Origin of the sequence: Mycoplasmopsis verecunda, from assembly GCF_033546915.1 — a bacterium.
Classification (GTDB): Bacteria; Bacillota_I; Bacilli_A; order Mycoplasmatales; family Metamycoplasmataceae; genus Mycoplasmopsis; species Mycoplasmopsis verecunda.
Genome location: NZ_CP137850.1, coordinates 860929 through 883783, shown reverse-complemented (window position 1 = coordinate 883783; position 22855 = coordinate 860929). Strand labels below are relative to the sequence as shown.

Genomic DNA, 22855 nt, shown 5'->3' with positions numbered 1-22855 from the left:
GTCAACTTACTGAAATGCAATCTCCATTGCAACATAAAGAATTCCTAGGGATTAAAATAATCTCTAGATTTTTTTATATAAAAACTAGGTTTAAATAACCGAGAACATCTAATATTTCTTGTTCTTAAAGAACTTGTTTTTCTTGTAATTTGATTCACGTTGTCTTTTAGTTTTTATGAAGAATTTTCATCATCTGGTATTGGTGTTCATTGTTCTTTATAATAATTTCAATTATAGAATAATTCATCTGCACTCATTCAATCAAATATTTCTCTTGGCATAGAATTAATTTTGTCTTGAGTTTCTTTAATTTCATCGTCAGATACTAAATTAAAATTTTTACCTTTCTTGTAAAATCTTCTAACAATATCATTAAAGTTTTCTATACTTCCTTTTTTGAAATGAAGCATAAGGATTAGCTTTGTAGACATAAATTTTAAGTCTATATGCAAGATAAAAAGAGTTCTAAATTCAAATCCATTATCAGCTGTTACACTTTTAACATTTAATCGATATTTCCTTATCAAGTTTCATAAAGCTTCTGCTATTTTCAATGGATTTTTACCTTGGAATTTTGTTATTATTCCATATCTTGTTAATCTCTCTTGAAATATTAATAAGTCATAATTATCAGCACCAGATTTACCAACTATTAAATCTACTTCTCAATGTCCAAATGTATTTCTTTGATTAATCTCTGCTGGTCTGGATCAAAACGGTCTTACTCATCTAGCACCAACTAGTGTATCAACAACAGTTTTTAGTTTCTTGCCACCTGGTTTATAATACATTCTTAATCTTTCTTTTTTCTTAATAACTCATTGATTAGAATTTATTCAATTAAATACAGTTCTCAATGATGGAATTTTGATGTCATAATTCATTTTCACAAATGTATATGTTGGCTTGACACCAAAAGTTTTCTTATCGTATTTAGAAACAAAAATACTTGAGAATTCCTGATATTGATTGATTTGATTTAATAGCTTAAAATGATTTTTTCATTCATTTCTAATATCTGATTTATTTTGAGCTGAAAATGCATTATATCCCCAAAAATCAGAGTTATTTGTAATTTCTCTATACAATGAACTTTTATTAATTTTAAGAATTTTAGATATCTCTATAACTGAGAAATTTTGACTTAATAATAGCTCGATTTGAACTCGTAATTTGAATGTGATTCTTGTATAATTTATTCGAAATCCTTCCCGAGGGTTTTCAGTGGAGCACAAAAAACAGTACTCCACTTTTATTATACTTTAATAAAAGTGTTGCACTGCAGATTGCAATTCAGCAAGTTGGCAATGAATACTGTCAACTTTTTTGTATATGATAGTTTATTAGTTGTAATAATTAAATTGCATACTATTTTGTTTAATTTCTTTTTCCACCCATCATTAATGAGATGATGTATCATAATAATTGTGCATAATTAATAAATAGAATAATTCCATCAGTCATTGCTCTAGAAAGCATTTCTTTTCTACCGATGTATTGGGCTGCATCAGCATTTTTTCTAATTTGTCATCATGAAACAATCATGTTAACTGAAATTAATAATGTACCAATAACTGTTGTATATCATCCAGCTCTGTAAACAAAGAATGAAACTATAAAGGTAATGATAAATCCAATAAATAAAAATGTTGAAAATACTCATAATAATCTAATGTTAACTAGATTGAATAATCCAAGTATAGCTGCTATTACCATAACACCAGCTGGTATCATCATAATAGCTATCATTTTAGGTAGTGTATTAGTTGAAATCTCAAGTCCTTGATAGGCAAAGTACATATAAAATGAAGCTGCTATCATAATTCCGTAAAAAATTATAAAAATAGGAAGGGATATAAACTTCAATATAATACTTTTCGATAACGAAATAACTCACATAAAGATTACATTAAACACAAGTAATCCGATAACAACACCGAAAACTACACTCCAATTTGTTTCATACCATATTTGAAAATGTTCTGTACTAAATCAAAAACTTAGTCCGATTGAAAGAGAAAGCATAAGAGCTAAACTTAAAGTAAAAGTTGCTAATATTACAGAGTAATATTGCACTCTAGAACTCATAGCTTCAGTTTTTTGGTTAATTTCACCATATTGTTCTTGTCTTGTTAAATTCATAATATTATTTTACCACTAATATACAGTTATACAAAAAAGCACATTATGACTATAAAAATACTAAAAACTTGTATGATATAGATATTTAAGGAGAAATATGGAATTAAAATTAGAAACATTACATAAATTTGAAGAAAAATATAATAACAATCCAAATAATAAATTAATTGAAAACGCTGTGATTAAAAACGGTATTAAAAATACATGTTTAAATCATGAAGTATTAATTAAACATGATTTTGTATTTGATATTGAAACTACTTTAGGAGATATTACTTCACAAAACCAAAGTGGAAGATGTTGAATTTTTGCTTCATTAAATATGGCTAGAGTGGATGCTATGAAAAATTTAAATGTTAAGTCTTTTGAATTTTCACAAAACTATTTTGCTTTTTATGATAAATTAGAAAAAGCTAATACTTTCTTAAACTTAGTAATTGAAAACATTGACAAAGATAATACTGATCGTTTAATGTATCATTTAATTTCGAAATCAAGTGCTACAGATGGTGGATATTGAGAATGATTTGCAGCATTATTAAGAAAATATGGTGCTGTTCCTAAAAGCATAATGCCTGAAACATTTTTATCAGGAAATACTAATGAAATGAATGAACAAATTGATTTACACTTAAAACAAGCTTTTAATACTTTAAAAGAGATGCATAAAGTAGGAAAAAGTCTGCAAGCAATGCATCAATATAGAGAAGAGGTTTTATTTGAAGTCTATGATATTGTGTCTAAATGTTTAGGAAGACCACCGAAAGTATTTACTTATGAATACAAAGATAAAGATGATAAATATCAAAAGATTCAAAATATAACACCAAAAGAATTTTTTGATAAATTTGTAGGAAATGATTTTGATAACAAAGTAGATTTAATTCACGATCCTAGAGGTATTTATCCATATGGAACAAAATACATTTTAAAATATCAAGATTCAATTTATCAAAATAGTGAAGTTGCAATGATAAATGCTTCACTTGAAACAATTAAGAAAGCTGTTATTCTATCATTAAAAGATAATGTACCTGTTTGATTTGGCTGTGACGTAGACCCATTCAAGGATAATAAATCAGGAATTTTTGATCCCGAATTATATTTATATGATGAATTATTTACCCCAGTTCATAATTTAGATAAATCAGCTAGAATTGATTTATTTAATTCTTCATTAAATCATGCAATGGCTTTTGTTGGTGTTAAAACTAATGAAGGCAAACCTATAGCTTGAAAAGTTGAGAACTCATGAGGTGATAAATCAGGAAATAAAGGTATTTATTCAATGTCTGATTCTTGATTTGATGAATATAACTTCTCTGTAATTGTTGATAAAAAATATGTTGATGAAGCTTTATTAAAAGATACAAATGAAAAAGTGTATCTTGAATTATGAGAACCTCTTGCATAATAATTGACAAAGGAATGTGCTTAACAAACATAATATTCCTTTGTTTTTATTTAAATGTTAATGGGTCATTTAAATGTAAGAAGCATTATAAAAAATAATATTTTTTATAAGAATATTAATAAATAAACTTTTTATAATATTTATATGCAAATAAAACAGTTATATTTAGATAATAAGCCGTCTATATTAAAGATTATTTCTTTAATGACATGATCTAATACTAAAATCCCTAATTCCTTAACTAAAGAAAAATCTAAAATCAGAGCTATGATATTTATTTATGCGGGAATTATTACATTTTCATGTCTTGTTTCATTTTTAGCACTAGTTCAATCATCTGGTGAACATTGGAACAAATTTCTAGCATCCGTACAAATTTTAACTTTCTTCATTTTTATAATTGATTATGCATTGCATTTAATTACATATCAAGTACATTATAAATTACCGAAATTGCCTATGTGAAAAGCTGCTTTACGCTATATCTTTTCATTCAACGGAATTATTATTTTATTCTGTATTCTTGCATCCTTTAATGCAATTGCTTATTTATTGCCTGATAATCAGGCCGATACTTTTGCTCAATCAGGAGCAGCTAAGTTTTTTAATGATATTAAATCACTAACGATTTTTAAAATGATTAGATTCTTCTTCATTTTAACATTGTTTGCTCCATTTCAAATTATTACTCAAGTATTTACACAACAAAGAAAAGTTCTTACTTATGTATTTATTTTAATCATCATTTTAATCATACTTTTTGCACTTATTATTTGAAATAATGAAGCGAATTACTTAGATGAACAAAGAATTTTATGAATGAAAGATGATATTATTAAACCTAATATGAATGCATGGTTAGAAAATAACTCATGAGCTAAAAATATAGGACAGCACAAAGGAAATCCATCTTATAAAGAAATTTATAATTTCATTTTCTCATCTAATTTAGAAAGTCAATTGGATAAAATGGGAATGTCATCTTCTCTAAATAGTATCCAACATATTAAAAGTGAAATTGAAAATGCTGTATCATCTGCTGGTTATCCAATTTCATTTTGAAATGCCATTTACTTTACAACTATTACATTAACAACGATAGGTTATGGAGATTATGTGCCACATGCACCTGTAACAAAAGGAATAGTAATATTTATTTCTTTAGTATCAATCGCAATAATTGCAATTCCATCAGGGCTTATTGCTGGTTCATTCCTGTCTGAAATGCAAAAACATTTCAAAAATAAGGACAATAATAATTCAGAAGAAGATGACAATAAAGAAGAAATTAAAGAAAAAATGTCAAAAATAAAAAATGATATTGATAAAGCCTTAAATAAAAGTCTTGATCAAAATGCAAAAACCCAAAAGGACAAAAAAACCGAAATACAAAAAAACAATGAAGGGAAGTAATATGATACTTTTAGGATCCCATGTGTCTTTTAAGGCACCTAATTATTTATCAGAATCATGTGAAATATCAATTAATCAAAATGCAAATACTATGATGATATATCTAGGAGCTCCACAAAATGTACGTAGAGTTGATGTAGATAAATATGGATTAGATATTTATGAAGATAAATATGAATCATTAATACCAAGAGAGCGAATAGTAGTACATGCTCCTTACATTGTAAATCCTTCCAATCCAGACAAAGCACAATTTGCAATTGATTTCTTAGTTCAAGAAATTAAAAGAATGGATTATGCAGGATTTAAATATTTAGTATTACATCCAGGAGCTTCTGTAGGATATGATGTTGAAGAAGCTTTAGATACTTTAGTAGATAGCTTAAAAGAAATTATTGCTAGAACTCCTGATTCAAATGTAGTTATTTGTATTGAAACAATGGCTGGAAAAGGAACTGAAGTAGGAGTTAATTTTGAACAATTAGCTCATATTTTGCAATGAGTTAATAATGATAGAGTACAAGTGTGCTTAGATACTTGTCATGTATGAGATGCTGGATATGATATAAAGGATTATGAAGAATTTAAAGATGAATTAAGAAAATGAGATATATTAAAACATATTAAAGTTATACATTTAAATGATTCTAAGAATGAAGTTGCTTCACATAAAGATAGACACGCAAATATTGATAAAGGTACAATAGGATTAAAAGCATTACAAAAATTCGTTTTTGATCCTGATTTCGAAAACATTCCAATTATTCTGGAAACACCAGTGCCAGAAACTGGGCCTATTTATAAAGAAGAAATAGCTATGCTATTAAATAAGGATAATTAATTTAAAATAAAAGAATATATCTAAATTTCAGTCTTATTTATTGATATATTAAGGATTTTGTGTATAGGTAAAAATAAAAATATAAAAAAATTATTTTTGCTATAATAAATAAGAATTTTAATATTGATATCAAATTAAAAAGAAAAGGAGCAAATATGGCTAGAGAAGGTTACACATTAGTGTGCACAGAGTGTAAAATGGAAAACTATATTTCTAAGAAAAATAAGAAAAACCATCCAGAAAAAGTTGAACTTTCAAAATACTGTTCAAAATGTAATGCTCACACAAACCACAAAGAAAAGAAATAATTTCTTTTCCATTCACATTCAGCAAAAATATGCTGAATTTTTTTATTATCTCGAGCTTATAAAGATATTCAGGACAGCAAATGTGGTAACTGAATATGGGAAAATGGCACTCAATTAGTCAATTCGCAAAATCATTAAGAGATGTAATAAATGATGTTCCTTTAAGATATATTTATCAAAAAGAGAAAGAATTAGGTTGAACTGATACCGATGTTTATGATAATTGGTTTAGAAGATTTAAAACAAATGTCTTGAAATTCACAAATAAGAAATTAATTGAATTTATTCCGTATAATACTTATAATAATTTAGACTATAAGAAAAGAAACGGAATTTCTATGAAATCTATTAAAAAGAAAAATCAAGATAGAAAAATAACAAAACCAAATAATATCAGTGATGAAGACTATGAAATTATCTTAAATGTGTTATTAGATAGATTTTAGGTGAAAACTCAACTAAAAAAGATAGAAATAATAAAGTCTCTGAAGTTATAGATAAAATCAAAAAATCAAAATGTAAAACATCTACAGCACAGCTATGAAGATTATTTCGCATTCATCGTTCAAGATTTTATGATAGAAAACATAATGTTGGTTATAAGAAAAGAAAAGATTCGAAAGTAAATAACATTGAATATATAGTCACAGTTAATGAAATGTTTAAAGAACACAAAGGTAGAATTGGATCCGATAAAATAGCTGGTTTAATTAAAAAGAATAAATACTTTGACATTTATTAATTAAAAAGTTGAAAGTCCACCTAAGTGGTAAATTGAGTAGTTCCTCAATATTGCTGTATAAATTTTACAAAAATGTTCCAAAAGTGTGAAGAAAAATACAGCCTGAGCTTAAAATTCTTTGTTATTTAGATGAAACTGTTGAAATATTTAGAAGTTTTTAACCTAATTATTCTTCCTGTTTTATCATCAATAAAATCACGATATTGATTATTTATTGCGTTGAACATTTGTGAAATATATTCAAAATTAACATATCTCGGAAACTTGCCTTTTGGTAGAAAGTTTCTGATTTTTTATGAGCATTTTCTATGCTTCCTTTTGTAATGATGAATATGTATCGCACTTGTAAATAACCGGAATTTCTCTTATTTCATTTAACTTCACATTTTCCGAACCATTGTCTATGATTAGAGATAAAATGGTTAAATTGTGATGATTAATCAATTTAAGAAGTGATTCTTTTATTGAATCTGCATCTCGCCGAGTTAATATCCCAAATAACATTCTTGTCTTTCTTTCTAGCAAGGTAAGAATACAATATTTAGCTCTTAAATTAAGAATTACTGTGTCCATTTCATAATGTCCAAATTCTTCTCTGTTTCTAATTGTTAATGGTGCGAGATGAATAGAAATACCAAAGTTAATTTTCTTAGATTGCACTCCTTTAGGCTTTTCTCTTGCCACGTAGTTTATCTCAATTAGATTTTGAAATACCTCTTTTGATTTCAAAATAAAAATAGAGAAATCAACATCTTTAACGTATTCTTTATCCATAAAGTAATAAAAAGCTTGTGGCGTAGGTATAAAAGCATTTTTATCCTTCAATTGTTCTTTATAGTAATCCAAGAATGTCGTTACTGATATTAGTGGTTCAAATTTCTTTTCATTATCTGAAAGTAAAATACCTTTAGATAATTTTCTCTTAACAATTCTGTGTTGTTTACTTCAAAACCTTCAGAAGCGAACAATATCATCTCATTTTGAAATTGTGTTTTCATGAATTTGTTGAACTGGATTTTGAACATTTTGCATTTTGAGCTGAACTCATTCACGATGTGAAACTTTAAAAATTGTTGTTAGTCTATTTTTACAATTACTGCAAAATTTGTATGAGTCTTCTGCTGTGTAATTTCACATAGCTAGTTTTAAATTTTGCTTGAGAACTTTAGCTGATACGTTCATTGTTTTTGAAATATCATTCAGTGTTTCATGTGTTGCGAAATATTTAAACATAATAGCTAGCTTTTCCATGTTGAAATGAGTTATATTTTGCTCTCTGAGTTTGTTTATGCCCTTATGGATTTTGTTTATTTCGTTATCATTTAGTGAATCCATTATTGCAAAATGATAATATGCTTCTCTTTGAGTTTTTGATATAACCGATTGATATACTTTTTCCTCAATTTTTATGCAAAATACTCTTTTTTGTTATACTTCAAATCTATTAACATTATAATTAAGTTAGTTCCTTCCTTTAGATTTGCAATTTTATTATACAAGGAACTACAAAAAAAGCTGTTAGCTCACGATTAGGTGGATTGACAGCTTTTTAATTTATAATACTTTGACATTTCACAACCAACAGTTTCAAAAATAATGGTAAATTCACATCTATATGTAAATAGCTCAAAGAAACCTAAGAAATTCAAAGAAGATAAAAATACAAAAGACGACTTTGACTATCTTGTTGGTTTAGATAAACGTAAAAATTTAAAGTCACTGGAAGCAGCATCTGGTGATTTTATGGTTATAAGTAATAATGATAAACACTATCATTTACATATGATTAGTGACATAAAAACTGGAAAAATACTTGCTTATAATTTAAGCGATAATCAATCTGCAAAAGTTGTATTGAAAGATATTTGCAAATTACCTAACAATATTTCAATCTTGAATACTGATCATGGAAGACAGTATTTCGATAAAGAAGTTAGAAAAGAATTGAAGAAGAGAAATATCAGACAGTCAATGGGTATTGCAGGTAAGCCTAATGATAACCTATGAATTGAATATATTTTTGGAAGAATTAGACAAGAATTATTCTCTCAACACAATATCGAAAAATTATCAATTAATCATGTGAAAACATTAATAGATGAATATGTAGATTATTGAAATAATAAAAGACCTATTAAGGCCTTAAATTACATGTCACCGAATGAATATTTAGATTTTTTTGATGAAAAGAACTGTCCTAAATATCTTTTTTAGTTCGTCTTTTTTAATTTATTTTCATAATTTAATACATTACTCTATAATAATATACATAAGGAATATATGAAGAATACAAGAATTGATTTACTAACAGGATTCACACTAGTAGGAAATTCATTCATGCCCGCGAATACTATAACATATAACAAGAATATAGATATAAATGAATTAAACGAGGATATTCTATATAAAAATTCAGATGATAAAAATTTAGAACATAAATTAAAAGAAGAATTAGGTGAGGATGAATATAAAAAAAGAAAGCTCATTATTAACAATATAATTGAGCAAAAAGAAGAATTAAAAAATGCAATACCAAAAAATGAGAAAGCAAGGTTAATAATTAATTCTATTGATAAATCAGAAAAAATAGAGAATAATGCTTATGACTTATATGAAATAAGGGGAATGGCAGATAAAGTTAAACAGTTGGCATCGCAAGATATAACTGATTCATCACTAAAAGATGAATTAGAACAATTAAATACTAATAAGGTTATAAACCGAATCCGTTCTACTCAATCGCATCCTAAAATTATTTTGTCAGCGAGACAGAATAAATCATTTTATATACCTCAATGAGAATATGATAAAGATGATCCAGAAGGTATTAAATATGCTAAAGAAGCTAAAAAATTTAAAACACAAAAAGAATATGAAGCTGAACTTAATAAGATAGTTGAACGTGTAAATGAGGAACAAAAGCTTAAAGAAGAACTAGAAAGAAAAAGATTAGAAGAATTTAATAAAGAAATGTCTGAAATTACTGTAGATATTGATTTAAATTCACCTACCATAGATAATGATGTAAAAAGAGCTATTTCTAATAGTTTTGGCTATTTGGTTGATTCTCTTGAAGCACATAATGAAGTTATGGGTGATTGACTAACCAAAACTAATAACATGAATATAGTAAGTGCATCTTTTACAGCAATTGCTTGGGGGCTATTTGCTGCTTTTAGCGTTGCTTCGTTTTTCACATTTAATGCATTCGCTGCCCATGCTGCTTCTGCTTTATTACAAGCATCATTTATGACATATTTCACAAAAAGAAGTTTTGATTCATACTATGAAGGTGCAAAAAGGCTATCTGAATTTCAAGAAGTTATAAACTCGAAAGAATTCAAATTATGAAAAGAAATAAAATACACTAAACATTACGAACTAAGACAATGAATATATACAATGAAAAAAATAATGAGTGAGAATAATATAAATTTTGATGATATACTAAAATTCGATTCATTTATAAATACAGCATTGGATTCATTAGTGAACCAACAAAAGGGGTTTTCATTAGGTTTCTCTTATTTTGCAAGTGGAAAATCATTCACAAAATGAATACATCAACTAATATCAAAATTATCAGTTAAACTATCTGAAAAAATACCAACAATTGCACCATTGCTAACTGCATCACTAAGTCCTGATATATTAAGTTCGACATCAAATCTATTATTTAAATGAAAAGATCTTATTTCAAGAAATTATTTTGGGACACTCAATAAGAAACTTGCACAATTAGAAAAACTAATTAATGTTAAGAAAACAATTTTAACTAAAGCATCAGCACTTGTGCCGATAATGGCTATACTAAATATTGCAGATTTTTGTTTAACTATTGTTTCAATTTTACATGATATTAAGTTAAATACTAATCTCATTAATATGGCACAAAAAATTAGACAGAAATATGGATTCAAAGACTTATTATGAAATCAATAAAATTGAAACAAAATACACGCCAAATAAATAAATATAAATTGATTTCCAATTACAAGAATGACATCTTATACATTACCAGAATTGTATGTTGAATGCACTTAGAATTATTAACAATCATCTTATTGTGATTTGTAACAAAGGGCTGAATTTTATTTATCTTACTAAATCCTTTTCTTATAAGAAATATTTTTAGATTTTTAAAACAACGGAAAAGATTGAAAAAAAACTTCCTTGCCTTTAATTTACCTTCAATATATATTAGGGATATTGAACACCCCTATAAAAATTCATGAATTTATAAATTTATAAAAAGTAAATTATTTATAGAAAATAAGAAATTAGCTGTTAATAAAAATATTAATAAATATTTTCAAATAAATAATTCTGTTAATAATTTTAATATTTTTGCTGAAAGTAGAAATTATCTCTTATATAGTTGTTTAAACAAATTAATGAAATATATTGCAATTATTGATGGTTTAAGCTACTCAATAATAAGTCTTATATTTATATATGGTATTACAAATATAATTACAGTTGAAACTGTAGATAAGTCAGAGTTTTTTGCTTTCTATGGCGAATATCTTCTTTATATTTTAGGATATTTAGTATTTATGATGATAGTTATAACTCCATTGAGATGAAAAGTGCATTCGAAAATTATTTATTATTGCAATGAATATGCTATTCTAAATGCATATAATCTCAAAATTTCTGAAAAAATGGACTTGTTATCTAAATACAAAAAGAATTATATTCAAAAAGTATATATGAAATCCCTAAGGAAACAAAAAAGCATTGATTACGATAAATAGTCAATGTTTTTTTAACTAATATATCCTAGAAATTGATTTATTTTCAATAATAAACAATAGTAATATAATTTAGTAACTTAAAACACAAGGAGATAAAATGGACAAAAGAAAATTAGAAGAAATGTTTGAACAAACAGGAGTTGATGCTTTAATTTCAGAAGCTCCTCAAACAAGATTATGATATGCTGGAGTACAAACATCTGATGGTTTTATTGCTATCGAGAAAGATAAAGCAACATTATTTGTTGATGGTAGATACATAGAATATGCAAGCAATAATGCGAAAAATGTAGATGTAGTATTAATAAAAGGAAATTCTTTATCAGAATGATTTAAAAATAGAGGATATAAGAAAATTGCTCTTGAAAAGAACTATTTAACAAAAGAAGTTCAAGATAAAATCGTTTCTATGGTTAATCCTGAAGAAATTAAATGAGTTGATGCACAAGCTTTAAGAGTTATTAAATCAAAAGATGAATTAAAAATTATGCAAAAAGTAATTGATATTTCATTATCAGCTCTTGAAGAATTTAAACAATGAGTTAAACCAGGTGTTACAGAAAAAGAAGCAGGAGCTTATTTAAACTATTTACTTAAAAAACACGGGGGTGATAAAGAAGGATTTGATGAAATTGTTGCAACTGCTTCTTCATCAGCTGAACCACACCATCATACAACTGACAAGAAATTAGAAGAAGGATGCTTATTAAAAGTTGACTTTGGTGCTAGATACAAAGGTTATACAGCTGATATTACTAGAACTTGAATTCTAGGCGGAGAAGATAAAGTAAGAGATTCCAAAGCTTTAGAAATCCTTAACATTGTAAAAGAAGCCGCAGCTGCTGGAAGAGCAAGTGTTAAACCAGGTATGAAAGCTAGTGACGTAGATAAAGTGTGTCGTGATTACATAAAATCAAAAGGTTATGGAGATTATTTTGTACACTCAACTGGGCACGGTTTAGGAATTGATGTACATGAATGACCTTCTATTTCACCTTTATCACAATGAACATTAGAACCAGGAATGATTTTAACAGTTGAGCCAGGAATTTACATTGAAGGTCTTGGTGGAGCTAGAATTGAAGATGATGTTTTAGTAACAGAAAACGGACATTATGTATTCTCAAGAAAAGAAGAAAATAATGAAACTATTTTCTAATATCGAACCTTATGGAAAAGGTTATTTACAAGTAGATGATATTCATAAAATTTATTATGAAGTAAGTGGAAATCCATCAGGACAACCTGTTATGTTTTTCCATGGTGGTCCAGGTGGAGCAACATCACCTAAATGTAGAAGATTCTTTGATCCAGCCTTTTATAAAATAATTTTATTTGATCAAAGAGGTGCCGGTAAATCTTTACCATATTGTGAATTAAAAAATAATAATACTCAAGAATTAGTTAATGATGTTGAAAAATTAAGACAATACCTTAAGTTAGATAAAGTAGTAATTTTAGGTGGTTCATGAGGCTCTACATTAGCAATGTGTTATGCTATTAAATATCCCCAAAATGTTAAAGCTTTGATTTTACGCGGTGTATTTTTAGCTAGACAAGAAGATATTGATTTCTTATATGAAAAAGGTGCCGATGTCTTTTATCCAGATTACTTTGAAAAATATGCTAATTATGTTGCGAATGAGCAAGGTAATTCTATATTAGAAAAGTATTACAAATTATTAATAGGAAATGATAAAGAAAAAAGAAATAAAGCGGCTGAATTATTCGCAAATTGAGAATCAACTGTTGTCTCAATTAATAAAGCAAATATTAAGCCTAATTTCAAGCATGATTATCAAATCGCTTTATTAGAAGCGCATTATTTCATGAATAATTCATTTTTTCCTAATGATAACTATATTTTAGACAATATAGATAAGTTTAAAGATATTAGAACAATAATTGTACATGGAAGACAAGATATTGATACTAGACCAATTGGAGCTTGATTAGTCGCTAAAGAATTAAGTAATTGTACTCTAAATCTTGTTGATGCAGCAGGACATACACAATGAGATGCTAGAAACCAAGCAAAATTACTTGAAGCTAACGAAATTATTAAGGAAGAAATAAGAAATAAATTAATCTAGACATATGTTTTTCATATGTCTTTTTCTATACATTTTTTAGCTATTTTGAATAAATAAGCAATTAGATAAATAATATGCTAATTAATTTATCTAAAGAAACATTTAATACTTAAATATAGTAGTAAAAAATTGGAAATATTTCTTTTTAAATATTTAAATAATATTTAAAAAGTTTTAAAATAATAACGATGTTATAAATAACTATAACGTCCATATATTTAAAGGAGAATATTATGGCTAAATTTAGACGTGTATTTATGATCGTAACAGATGGTCTAGGAATTGGACCAGATGCCGATCAAAAACGTTTTGGAGATGATGGAGCTAACACAATTCGTTCAGCTTCTATGGTAGAAGAATTTAAAATTGATACTTGAAAAAAATTAGGTATTGGTAATATTACAAACTTAAACGGAAATTACCATGTAAAAGAACCAATGGCATACATGGCAAAAGTACAAGAAGTTTCAAATGCTAAAGATACATTAGCAGGACACTGAGAAATGATGGGAATTAAAACAGAAGTTCCATTCCCTACATTTGCTGAAACAGGATTTCCACAAGATTTAATTGCAGAATTAGAAAAAGCATTTGATGGAAGAAAAATTGTATGTAATAAAGCTGGTTCAGGAACAGAAATTATTGATGAATATGCTCAAGAACAAAAAGATACAGGAGCAATCATTGTTTATACATCAAATGACTCAGTGCTTCAAATTGCTGCTCATGAAGAATGAATCGGATTAGACAATCTTTACAGATATGGTAAAGAAGCTAGAAGAATTTGTTCTTCAAAACCAGAATGAAACGTTGGACGTATTATTGTTAGACCATTTATTGGTACACCTGAAACAGGCTACACAAGAACATTTAACAGACATGATTACGCTAACCAACCAAGACCAATGATTTTAAATGAATTACAAAAAGCTGGAATTGAAGTTATCGGAATTGGAAAAATTAATGACATTTTCGTAGGTCAAGGTATTTCAGAAGCTATTCACTCAGATGGTGACATGGATGGAATGGATAAAACAATCGAATTAGCTGAACAAGATGGAGAAAACAAATTCATCTTTACAAACTTAGTTCAATTTGACTCACACTACGGTCACAGAAGAAATGTTCACGGATATGCACAAAACATTGCTGATTTAGATGCTAAATTAGGAAAATTAATTAATGCAATGCGTGAAGATGATTTATTAATCATGACAAGTGATCACGGTAATGACCCATTATACCCAGGATTCAACCACACAAGAGAATTCTTACCAGCTACAATTTACTCAAAATCATTTAAATCTCCAAGAGTATTACCTAACTTCACAGGATTAGGAACATTAGGGAATATCGTTGCAAGAAACTTCGGTGTTGATATTGTTACTGAAACAGGTGATGACGTATTTGAAGAATTAGTATAATAAATAATTATCGCACTACACATAATATTGTAGTGTGATTTTATTTGCTTTTAGTCCTAAAGAATAATAATGAAAAGGCAAAATGTGGAACAAAATTTCCACAAAATGTTATAATTATTGCATGACTGAACACAAGAAAAGTAAACAAATTTCTTATAAAGATATTTCAACTATAGCAAATGTTTCTATATCTACTATTTCTAGATACTATAATGGGGGTTATGTATCTAATAAAACTAAGCGTAAAATTGCTTCGGTTGTTAAAGAATATGAATATATTCCTAACCATGGAGCAAGAATGATTCGTGGAAAAGATACATCAGTATTTGCTATAGCTCCAATATTTGGAAGTAGTTTGTACCAATATATTATTAATGGGATTATAGCTGCTTGTTCTCGTAGTAATAAAAGAGTTATTACTACTTACTCAAACCCATCAACACAGGAATACATTGAAACAATCAAATATATGCTTTCATGAAGACCTACTTCATTAGTTGTTTTTGTACCTGAATATGATGATTTATTATTTAAATACTTAAGAACAATAGAAAATGTTGCTATTGTAGTTTATGGTTACCAAGTAGATGGATTAAGTTGGATTATCCCAAATGAAATCCAGGGATTTTATGATGTAACTATGGACTTTTATAAGCAATTACCTGAAGATGATAAGAAAATACTTTTCTTGCAAGACCGTAAACTATTAACAAGACAAAAAGAAAAACGTTATGCCGGTTTTCTAAAAGCTTGTCAAGAAACTAATGCTGAATGCTTAAAATATGAAATTTCAACAAGAAAAAATGAAAAAGATTTAAAAGAATTCATTGCATTCGCTAAAGAACATAACATAAATAATGTTGTTTGTTCTACACACGATTCATTTATTTCACTTGCTACTCAAAATCAAAGATACTTTAAATTAACTGATATTGGGTATCAATCAATATATGATAATTTAAAAATTTATTCAAGCAAAATTTTCATTGACTTCCCTTTAATAGGGCTAGAAATTGAAAATATGATAACAAATCAAAGAGAAAAGAAAACTTTACAACAAAAAGAAATTGACTTAAAATTAATTTCATCCGTAAAGAAAGATTAATAAATATGGAAAAAAATAAAAATTTCCATATTTTTTTATTTTTAATAAAAAAAACACTTTGTAAAAAAATAAAATTATTGTGTCAAGATGACGAAATAAAACAAGGAGGTATAAATGTGGAAGTTTAATTCCAAAAAAGCAACAACCACTACTTCAAATAACACAACTTCAACAATGAGTGTTAAACAAAAAAGTAATAAAGCTTTAAGTTTATTTGCTTTGATTTTAATGAATATAGTAGCTGTTGTTAGTTTAAGAGGATTACCAGCAGAAGCTGAATATGGACTTGGTTCCGTGTTTTACTATGTTTTTGCGGCTATATTCTTCTTAATACCAGTTGCTATTGTAGCGGCTGAACTAGCCTCTACATATCCACAGAAAGGTGGAGTATTTAGATGAGTAGGTGAGGCTTTTGGACCTAAGCTAGCTTTCTTATCTATGTTCTTATTATGAGCTGAGGTAACTATTTGATTCCCAACAGCTCTTACATTTGGTGCTGTAGCTTTAGCTTATATTGTGCCAGACTCGGCAGTCGCCAAGGCTATTGCAAGTAATAAAGTTTTCGTTCTTATCATTGTGCTAATAATTTATTGATTAGCAACAATCCTTTCATCATTTGGAACTAAGGCATTTGCTAGAGTTGCTAAATGAGGTGGAATTATTGGAACAATTATTCCTGTAGTAATTTTAATTGGATTCGGATTTGCTTATGTAATTGCTGGAAATGAGCCAGCTATTCCAATTCATGCACAAGACTTGTTGCCTAAATTAAAAGGATTTGACTCATTAGTTCTAGCTGCTGGAGTATTCCTATTCTATGCTGGAATGGAAATGAATGCAATTCATGTTACAGAAATAGATAATCCAAAGAAAAATTATCCACTTGCTATTATGATTTCATCAATGGTAACAGTTCTTATCTTTATTTTAGGTACACTAGCTATTGCATTCATCTTGCCTGCTAGTGAAATTAACTTAACTCAAGGATTACTAGTAACTTACATCAAAGCATTCACTTGAGCAGGTGTACCATGATTAGCTCCTATATTAGCTGCAATGTTAGCTATTGGGGTATTAGCTGGAATAGTAACCTGAGTATCTGGACCTAGTGTCGGTATGCTAGCTGTTGCTAAAGCAGGTTACTTACCAAGATGATTCCAAAAAACCAATAAACGTGGAATCCCAATTCACTTATTAATGGTTCAAGGGATTATTGTAACCATTTTATCAACATTATTTGTTGTGCTACCTTCAGTTGAAGCGGCATATCAAATCTTAAGTCAATTAACATCTATCTTATACTTAATTATGTATGTGCTAATGTTTTCGGCAGCCATATATTTACGTTATTCACAACCAAATAGACCTAGACCATATAGAATTCCTGGGCCTAAGAATATAGGTATGTGGATATTTGCTGGTTTAGGATTAATCGGAAGTGGATTAGCATTAATTGTTAGCTTTGCTCCTCCATCACAAATTCAAATTGGAAGCACAGCTGCCTATATTGCTATATTAGTTGTTGTGACAATTGTATTCTGTGTGCTACCATTTATCATACTTGCATTAAGAAAACCACATTGAGTTGATCCTAATAGTGATTTTGCTCCATTTACTTGAGAATTAGAAGGAACAAAACCTGGATTAATTAACCATTCAGGTTCCGAAACAAATGAATTAGCTAAACAATACTTTGATAATAAAATCAAAGGTGATATTGTAATGTTTGATAAAGAAATTGAACACAAGATTGATGAATTAAAACAATATGTAGCTAAAAAAGAAGAATTATTACTTATTAAACTAGGACATGAAAGTTTAATGTATGAAAAAGCCGAAGAAAAAATTCTTAAGAAAATTCAAAAGCAAAATGATCAAACTTTAAAATCAATTTCAAAAGCACAAAATTCATCTGTAAAAATTCACACTTTAAATCAAAACAAACCTACTGAAGCTAAAGTTGCGGACACAACAGCTGATACAAATTCTAATGTGGCAGACACCGATACTGAAAGTAAGACTTAATGAATTTAGAATTAATCAAAACTACTTTGCAAGAAGCATACAAAAAGCACAAAAGTGATAATGGTGGCAAGAATGCTAGTTATATTCCTTATTTAGCAAATGTACCATCAGAATTATGCGGAGCAACAGTAGTAACTGTAAATGGTGATGTAATATCATTTGGTGATGACAACTATGGTTTTGCTATAGAGTCAATATCAAAAGTTTGCACACTAGCTCTTGCTATGGAACAAACTGATGCTCACACTGTTAGATCAAAAATTGGTACAAGTACAACTGGATTACCATTTAATTCAGTTATGGCATTAGAATTACATAAAGATAAACCATTATCCCCATTAGTTAATGCTGGAGCAATGGCAACAACAAGTTTAATTCAAGCTGATTCTAAAGAAGACAGATGAAATAAGATACTTAATTTCCAAAGAAAAATGATGTCAAGTGATGTTGTATTATCTAATGATGTTAATACATCTGAACAGAATACTAACTTTCATAATAGAGCTATTGCATGATTGCTTTATTCAGCTGGTAACATGTATTGCGATCCAATGGAAGCTTGTGAAGTATATACACAACAATGTTCAACATTAGTGACATCAAAAGATTTAGCTATTATGGCTTCTACACTCGCAAATAAAGGTATAAATCCAGTTACTAAAGAACAAGTCATTTCAAGCAAAAATGTACCACATATTTTAGCTGAAATGACTATGGAAGGTTTATACGATAGATCAGGGGATTTTGCCTATATGGTAGGATTACCTGGAAAAAGCGGTGTTGGCGGAGGCTTAATAGCTGTAGTTCCTGGAAAATTAGGAATAGCAGTATTTTCCCCGCCATTAGATCCATATGGTAATAGTGTAAGGGGATTCAAAATTATTAAAGAATTTTGTAATAAATTGAAGCTTAACTTATATCTAGATAACGAATAAAAGGAAGGAATAAAATATGCCTTTGCATAAAACAAGACACAATGAAAAAGACAGTATTTTCGGGTCAAGATTAGCTGATATTCAGCTACCTAAATACCAAATGCCTGATGGTGAATCAGATCCTGATACTGTGCTTGAAATTGTAAAAGATGAATTGTTTTTAGATGGTAATGCAAGACAAAACTTAGCAACATTTTGTCAAACATGAGAAGAAAAACAAGTTCATGAATTAATGGATATTTCAATTAATAAAAACTTAATTGATAAAGATGAGTATCCACAAACAGCTGAAATAGAACAACGTTGTGTTTCGATGATAGCTGATTTATGGAATGCGCCAAAAGATCAAGAACCAATTGGTACTTCAGGAATCGGTTCATCTGAAGCTTGCATGCTTGGTGGTATGGCAATGCTAGAAAGATGGAAAGCAAAAAGAATTGCTGAAGGAAAAAGCACAGATAAACCCAACCTTGTATGTGGACCAGTGCAAGTTGTTTGAGAAAAATTCTGTCGTTATTGAGATATCGAAATCCGTCAAGTTCCAATGGAAGAAGATAGATTCTATATGGATGCAGAAAGTATGGTCAAATACATTGATGAAAACACTATTGGTGTTGTTTCAACATTTGGATTAACCTTTACTGGAGCATTTGAACCAATCTATGAATTATCGCAAGCACTAGATAAGCTAGAAAAAGATACAGGATTAAATGTAGATATGCATATAGATGCTGCTTCGGGAGGATTTTTAGCTCCATTTACAGCGCCTGATATCTTATGAGACTTTAGAGTCCCTAGAGTAAAATCCATTTCTGCCTCAGGACATAAATTTGGTTTAGCACCACTAGGAGCAGGATGAATTATTTGAAGAGATAAATCTGAATTACCTGAAAAATTAATTTTCCATGTTAATTACTTAGGTGGAGATATGCCTGTCTTCCAAATTAATTTCTCTCGTCCAGCTGGTCAAATTATTTCGCAATATTACTTATTCCTTAGATTAGGAAAAGACGGTTATAGAAAAATCCATATGAATTGTTATGATACAGCACAATATATTGCTAAAGAAATTGAAGCAATGGGATATTTCGGATTAATCAATGATGGTTCTCCACAACATGGTATTCCAGCAACAACTTGAAGATTTAAAAAAGGTGTTGATTTAGGTTTCAATTTATATGATTTAGCTGAAAAATTAAGAGTTCGTGGATGACAAGTCCCAGCATACTCAATGCCAGCAAATGCTCAAGATGTTATTGTGCAAAGAGTGCTAGTTCGTCAAGGATTTGGACGTGATATGGCTTCCATATTGATTAACGATATTAAAAAAGCTATTCAAGAACTTAAAGTGCATAAACCAACTGTTTCACTTGATGAAAAATCTGGTGGATTTAAACACACATAGTTCTATTTAATTCTGGTTTTAATTAACCAGAATTTTTCTTTTTAAATTTTTCAGAAGATAATAAATACTTAAAAAATCATAATAATTAACTTTTATTACTTGAAAGTAGACTTTTTAGTATTTAATAAATGAATTAAATTTTCTAAATAAAAATATAAATACAACTAGACTTTTTAAAAAAGTGTGTAAAATATATATAGCGTGGTCGCGTAGCTCAGCTGGATAGAGCACGAGCCTTCTAAGCTTGTGGTCGGAGGTTCGAATCCTCTCGTGATCGCCATTTTTTTATACCCTTTTTTTACATTCAAAAAGGAAAATTTGATAAATAATTTCATTTTCACATTAATAACATTTTTGTAAAAAATGTTATACTTTAGCATAAAATTTAATAAGTAAAAGAAAAAAGGAGAAAAGATGTGAAAAATGTTTAAGATTTTACCTAACAAAATCAAAGCACAATTTGGTATTGGTATCTTAATAGTTATCATCAATGTTGCTTTGACAATGATGCTTCCTATTTTACTTTCTCAATTCTTACCATTAGTAATTGAACCACATAGTGATGTTACTCATCCAATACAATTAAGAATCTTTGATTTTGTTGTGTATGAATCTAAAGACTGAAATCAAGTATTTACTGTGTTGCTTGTTACATTCCTGATAACATTGTTTTTAGCTGCTTCCACTTCGTTTGGATATGTGCTAATTATTATTTGAGCAGGAGAAAAAGCTTCAAACTTTTACAGAAATACATTATTTAGAAAATATCAAAAACTTAGTTTGAAAGATATTGCTCAACTTACAAACGAAAGTCTAATTACACGTATTAATGATGATGTTGCCTTATTTTGAGACTTCTTAATTGGTTCATCAATATCTTTAATTAAAGCTCCGCTATACATAATTGTTGGACTAGTGTTTGCATTTATGACTGATGTGCCTTTAACATTTTCTATTATCTCAGTTATTCCACTGTTAATTATTGTTATTGCTTACATGTTTATCAAAGTTAATCCACTAATTAAAAGAAATAGAAAAAATCTTGACTGAATTACTAAAGAAGTTGATGAATCAATAAATGGAGCAAGATTTATTAAAGCTAATAACTTACAATGAAAACAATATGAAAAATTTAATAAAGCAAATGGCGCATGATTAAAAACAGAAAAAAGAAGTTTTCAATACTTTGCGATTGGTATGCCTGCATTCTTTGTTATCATCAACATAATAGTTGTTATTATTTATGCTATCGGTAAGACACAAATGGATGCTTTAGCAGCTACTGAAGCTGGATTAAGAAGTGAAAATGGTGCACAATTAATTGCGAAGTTAAATGTTTTCATTGAGTATGAAGTTTTAATTGCTCAAGGGATTATTATGTTTTCGCAATTTCTTGGATCATTTTTCAAAGCTAAAATATCAGCCGGAAGAATTGTGGAAGTTCTTGATAAACAATATGATGATTTACATGTTGAACAAGGATTAATGATTACTGATAATAAAAATGATATTTCTCAATATTCAATTGAATTTAGAAATGTTAATTTTAAATACTTCCAAACTTCAGAAGATTATTCTGTTAAAAATCTTAACTTCAAAATTAATGGTGGAGAAACTTTAGGAATAATTGGACCTACTGGTTCAGGAAAAAGTACTATAGCTAATTTAATTGTTAATAATATGAAATATGAAGAAGGAAACATTTTAATTAATAATAAAGAAGTTAAAGATATTAATACAAAAAACCTACACGAAAGTGTTGGAATTGTATATCAAGAAGCTTTATTATATTCAGGAACAATTTTATCAAATCTAACATTTGGTAAATCTGATGCAACTGAACATGAGATAAATAAAGCTTTAAAAGCTTCTTGTTCAAATAACTTTATCATGACTTTTGAAGATAGATTAAAACACCCAGTTGTACAAAGAGGTAAAAACCTTTCAGGTGGGCAAAAACAACGTTTATCAATTGCTCGTAGTTTAATTATTGAACCTAAAATACTTATTTTAGATGATTCCACATCAGCTCTTGATAACTTAACAACTAAATCTTTAATTAAAAATATTAAAGAAGAATATTCATGTACTACAGTTATTATTTCACAAAAGATTAATTCAATTAAACATGCAGATAAAATTTTAGTAATGGATAAAGGTGAAATAATTGCTCAAGGCACTCATGATGAATTATTACAAAAATGTCAATGATACTATGACATTAATATGAATCAATTAGAACAATAGAAAG

Annotated in this window: 19 protein-coding genes and 1 tRNA gene; 17 read left to right on the top strand and 3 right to left on the bottom strand. The window is 28.2% G+C overall.

Features of this window, described 5'->3' with window-relative positions; translation table 4 throughout:
* Positions 1-173 precede the first annotated feature (173 nt).
* Positions 174-1088 carry an IS30 family transposase gene (locus tag SAM46_RS03410; RefSeq protein ID WP_318635587.1) on the bottom strand — a complete coding sequence of 305 codons (915 nt, stop codon included), beginning with the start codon at positions 1086-1088 and terminating at the stop codon, positions 174-176.
* Positions 1089-1377: 289 nt separating this feature from the next.
* Positions 1378-2142, bottom strand: coding sequence for an MAG0110 family membrane protein (locus SAM46_RS03405; RefSeq protein ID WP_078747362.1), 765 nt, complete (start codon positions 2140-2142; stop codon positions 1378-1380).
* A 97-nt stretch (positions 2143-2239) separates the two neighbouring features.
* Here SAM46_RS03405 and SAM46_RS03400 point away from each other — a divergent pair, with 97 nt between their 5' ends.
* The 5 genes from SAM46_RS03400 (at position 2240) to SAM46_RS03380 (ending at position 6564) form a co-directional block, all read left to right on the top strand.
* Entirely contained in the window at positions 2240-3556 is a 1317-nt protein-coding gene (locus SAM46_RS03400; RefSeq protein WP_078747363.1) for a C1 family peptidase, read from the top strand.
* A 144-nt stretch (positions 3557-3700) separates the two neighbouring features.
* Entirely contained in the window at positions 3701-4969 is a 1269-nt protein-coding gene (locus SAM46_RS03395; protein WP_078747364.1) for a potassium channel family protein, read from the top strand.
* 1 nt (position 4970) lies between these two features.
* Positions 4971-5810 carry a deoxyribonuclease IV gene (locus SAM46_RS03390; protein WP_078747365.1) on the top strand — a complete coding sequence of 280 codons (840 nt, stop codon included), beginning with the start codon at positions 4971-4973 and terminating at the stop codon, positions 5808-5810.
* A 155-nt stretch (positions 5811-5965) separates the two neighbouring features.
* Positions 5966-6118 carry a 50S ribosomal protein L33 gene (gene rpmG, locus SAM46_RS03385; RefSeq protein WP_078747366.1) on the top strand — a complete coding sequence of 51 codons (153 nt, stop codon included), beginning with the start codon at positions 5966-5968 and terminating at the stop codon, positions 6116-6118.
* A gap of 95 nt (positions 6119-6213) precedes the next feature.
* Positions 6214-6564, top strand: coding sequence for a hypothetical protein (locus SAM46_RS03380; RefSeq protein ID WP_318635586.1), 351 nt, complete (start codon positions 6214-6216; stop codon positions 6562-6564).
* Between the two features lie 602 nt (positions 6565-7166).
* On the opposite strand, the gene SAM46_RS03375 is transcribed toward SAM46_RS03380, so the two are convergent.
* The gene (locus tag SAM46_RS03375; protein WP_318635585.1) at positions 7167-8195 is read right to left on the bottom strand and encodes a hypothetical protein; all 1029 of its coding nucleotides are present in this window, start codon (positions 8193-8195) and stop codon (positions 7167-7169) included.
* Positions 8196-8456: 261 nt separating this feature from the next.
* Here SAM46_RS03375 and SAM46_RS03370 point away from each other — a divergent pair, with 261 nt between their 5' ends.
* From SAM46_RS03370 to SAM46_RS03315, 12 genes are all read left to right on the top strand, one after another.
* A complete protein-coding gene (locus SAM46_RS03370) occupies positions 8457-9074 on the top strand; it encodes a DDE-type integrase/transposase/recombinase (RefSeq protein WP_318635584.1) in 618 nt (205 codons plus the stop codon).
* Positions 9075-9140: 66 nt separating this feature from the next.
* Complete coding sequence (locus tag SAM46_RS03365; RefSeq protein WP_078747094.1) at positions 9141-10802, top strand: kinetochore Spc7 family protein; 1662 nt, start codon at positions 9141-9143, stop codon at positions 10800-10802.
* A 215-nt stretch (positions 10803-11017) separates the two neighbouring features.
* Positions 11018-11617: a hypothetical protein gene (locus SAM46_RS03360; protein WP_318635583.1), complete on the top strand. Its 600-nt coding sequence runs from the start codon at positions 11018-11020 to the stop codon at positions 11615-11617.
* A gap of 97 nt (positions 11618-11714) precedes the next feature.
* Positions 11715-12776 (top strand): aminopeptidase P family protein, encoded by a 1062-nt coding sequence (locus SAM46_RS03355; RefSeq protein WP_078747096.1) that lies wholly within the window; start codon positions 11715-11717, stop codon positions 12774-12776.
* Positions 12760-13710 (top strand): prolyl aminopeptidase, encoded by a 951-nt coding sequence (gene pip, locus SAM46_RS03350; protein WP_235645893.1) that lies wholly within the window; start codon positions 12760-12762, stop codon positions 13708-13710. The genes SAM46_RS03355 and pip overlap by 17 nt, the downstream gene beginning before the upstream one ends.
* A gap of 233 nt (positions 13711-13943) precedes the next feature.
* The gene (locus SAM46_RS03345; protein ID WP_078747098.1) at positions 13944-15134 is read left to right on the top strand and encodes a phosphopentomutase; all 1191 of its coding nucleotides are present in this window, start codon (positions 13944-13946) and stop codon (positions 15132-15134) included.
* Between the two features lie 121 nt (positions 15135-15255).
* On the top strand, positions 15256-16239 hold the full coding sequence (locus SAM46_RS03340; protein WP_078747099.1) for a LacI family DNA-binding transcriptional regulator: 984 nt from the start codon (positions 15256-15258) through the stop codon (positions 16237-16239).
* 114 nt (positions 16240-16353) lie between these two features.
* Positions 16354-18264 carry a glutamine/gamma-aminobutyrate antiporter GadC gene (gadC, locus tag SAM46_RS03335; protein WP_222884929.1) on the top strand — a complete coding sequence of 637 codons (1911 nt, stop codon included), beginning with the start codon at positions 16354-16356 and terminating at the stop codon, positions 18262-18264.
* On the top strand, positions 18264-19199 hold the full coding sequence (gene glsA / locus SAM46_RS03330) for a glutaminase A (RefSeq protein ID WP_078747100.1): 936 nt from the start codon (positions 18264-18266) through the stop codon (positions 19197-19199). The genes gadC and glsA overlap by 1 nt, the downstream gene beginning before the upstream one ends.
* Positions 19200-19215: 16 nt before the next feature.
* Positions 19216-20604 carry a glutamate decarboxylase gene (locus tag SAM46_RS03325; protein WP_078747101.1) on the top strand — a complete coding sequence of 463 codons (1389 nt, stop codon included), beginning with the start codon at positions 19216-19218 and terminating at the stop codon, positions 20602-20604.
* A gap of 203 nt (positions 20605-20807) precedes the next feature.
* Positions 20808-20884 (top strand) — tRNA-Arg (locus SAM46_RS03320).
* 134 nt (positions 20885-21018) lie between these two features.
* Positions 21019-22851, top strand: a complete 1833-nt coding sequence (locus SAM46_RS03315; RefSeq protein WP_078747102.1) for an ABC transporter ATP-binding protein — start codon at positions 21019-21021, stop codon at positions 22849-22851.
* Positions 22852-22855: the final 4 nt, after the last annotated feature.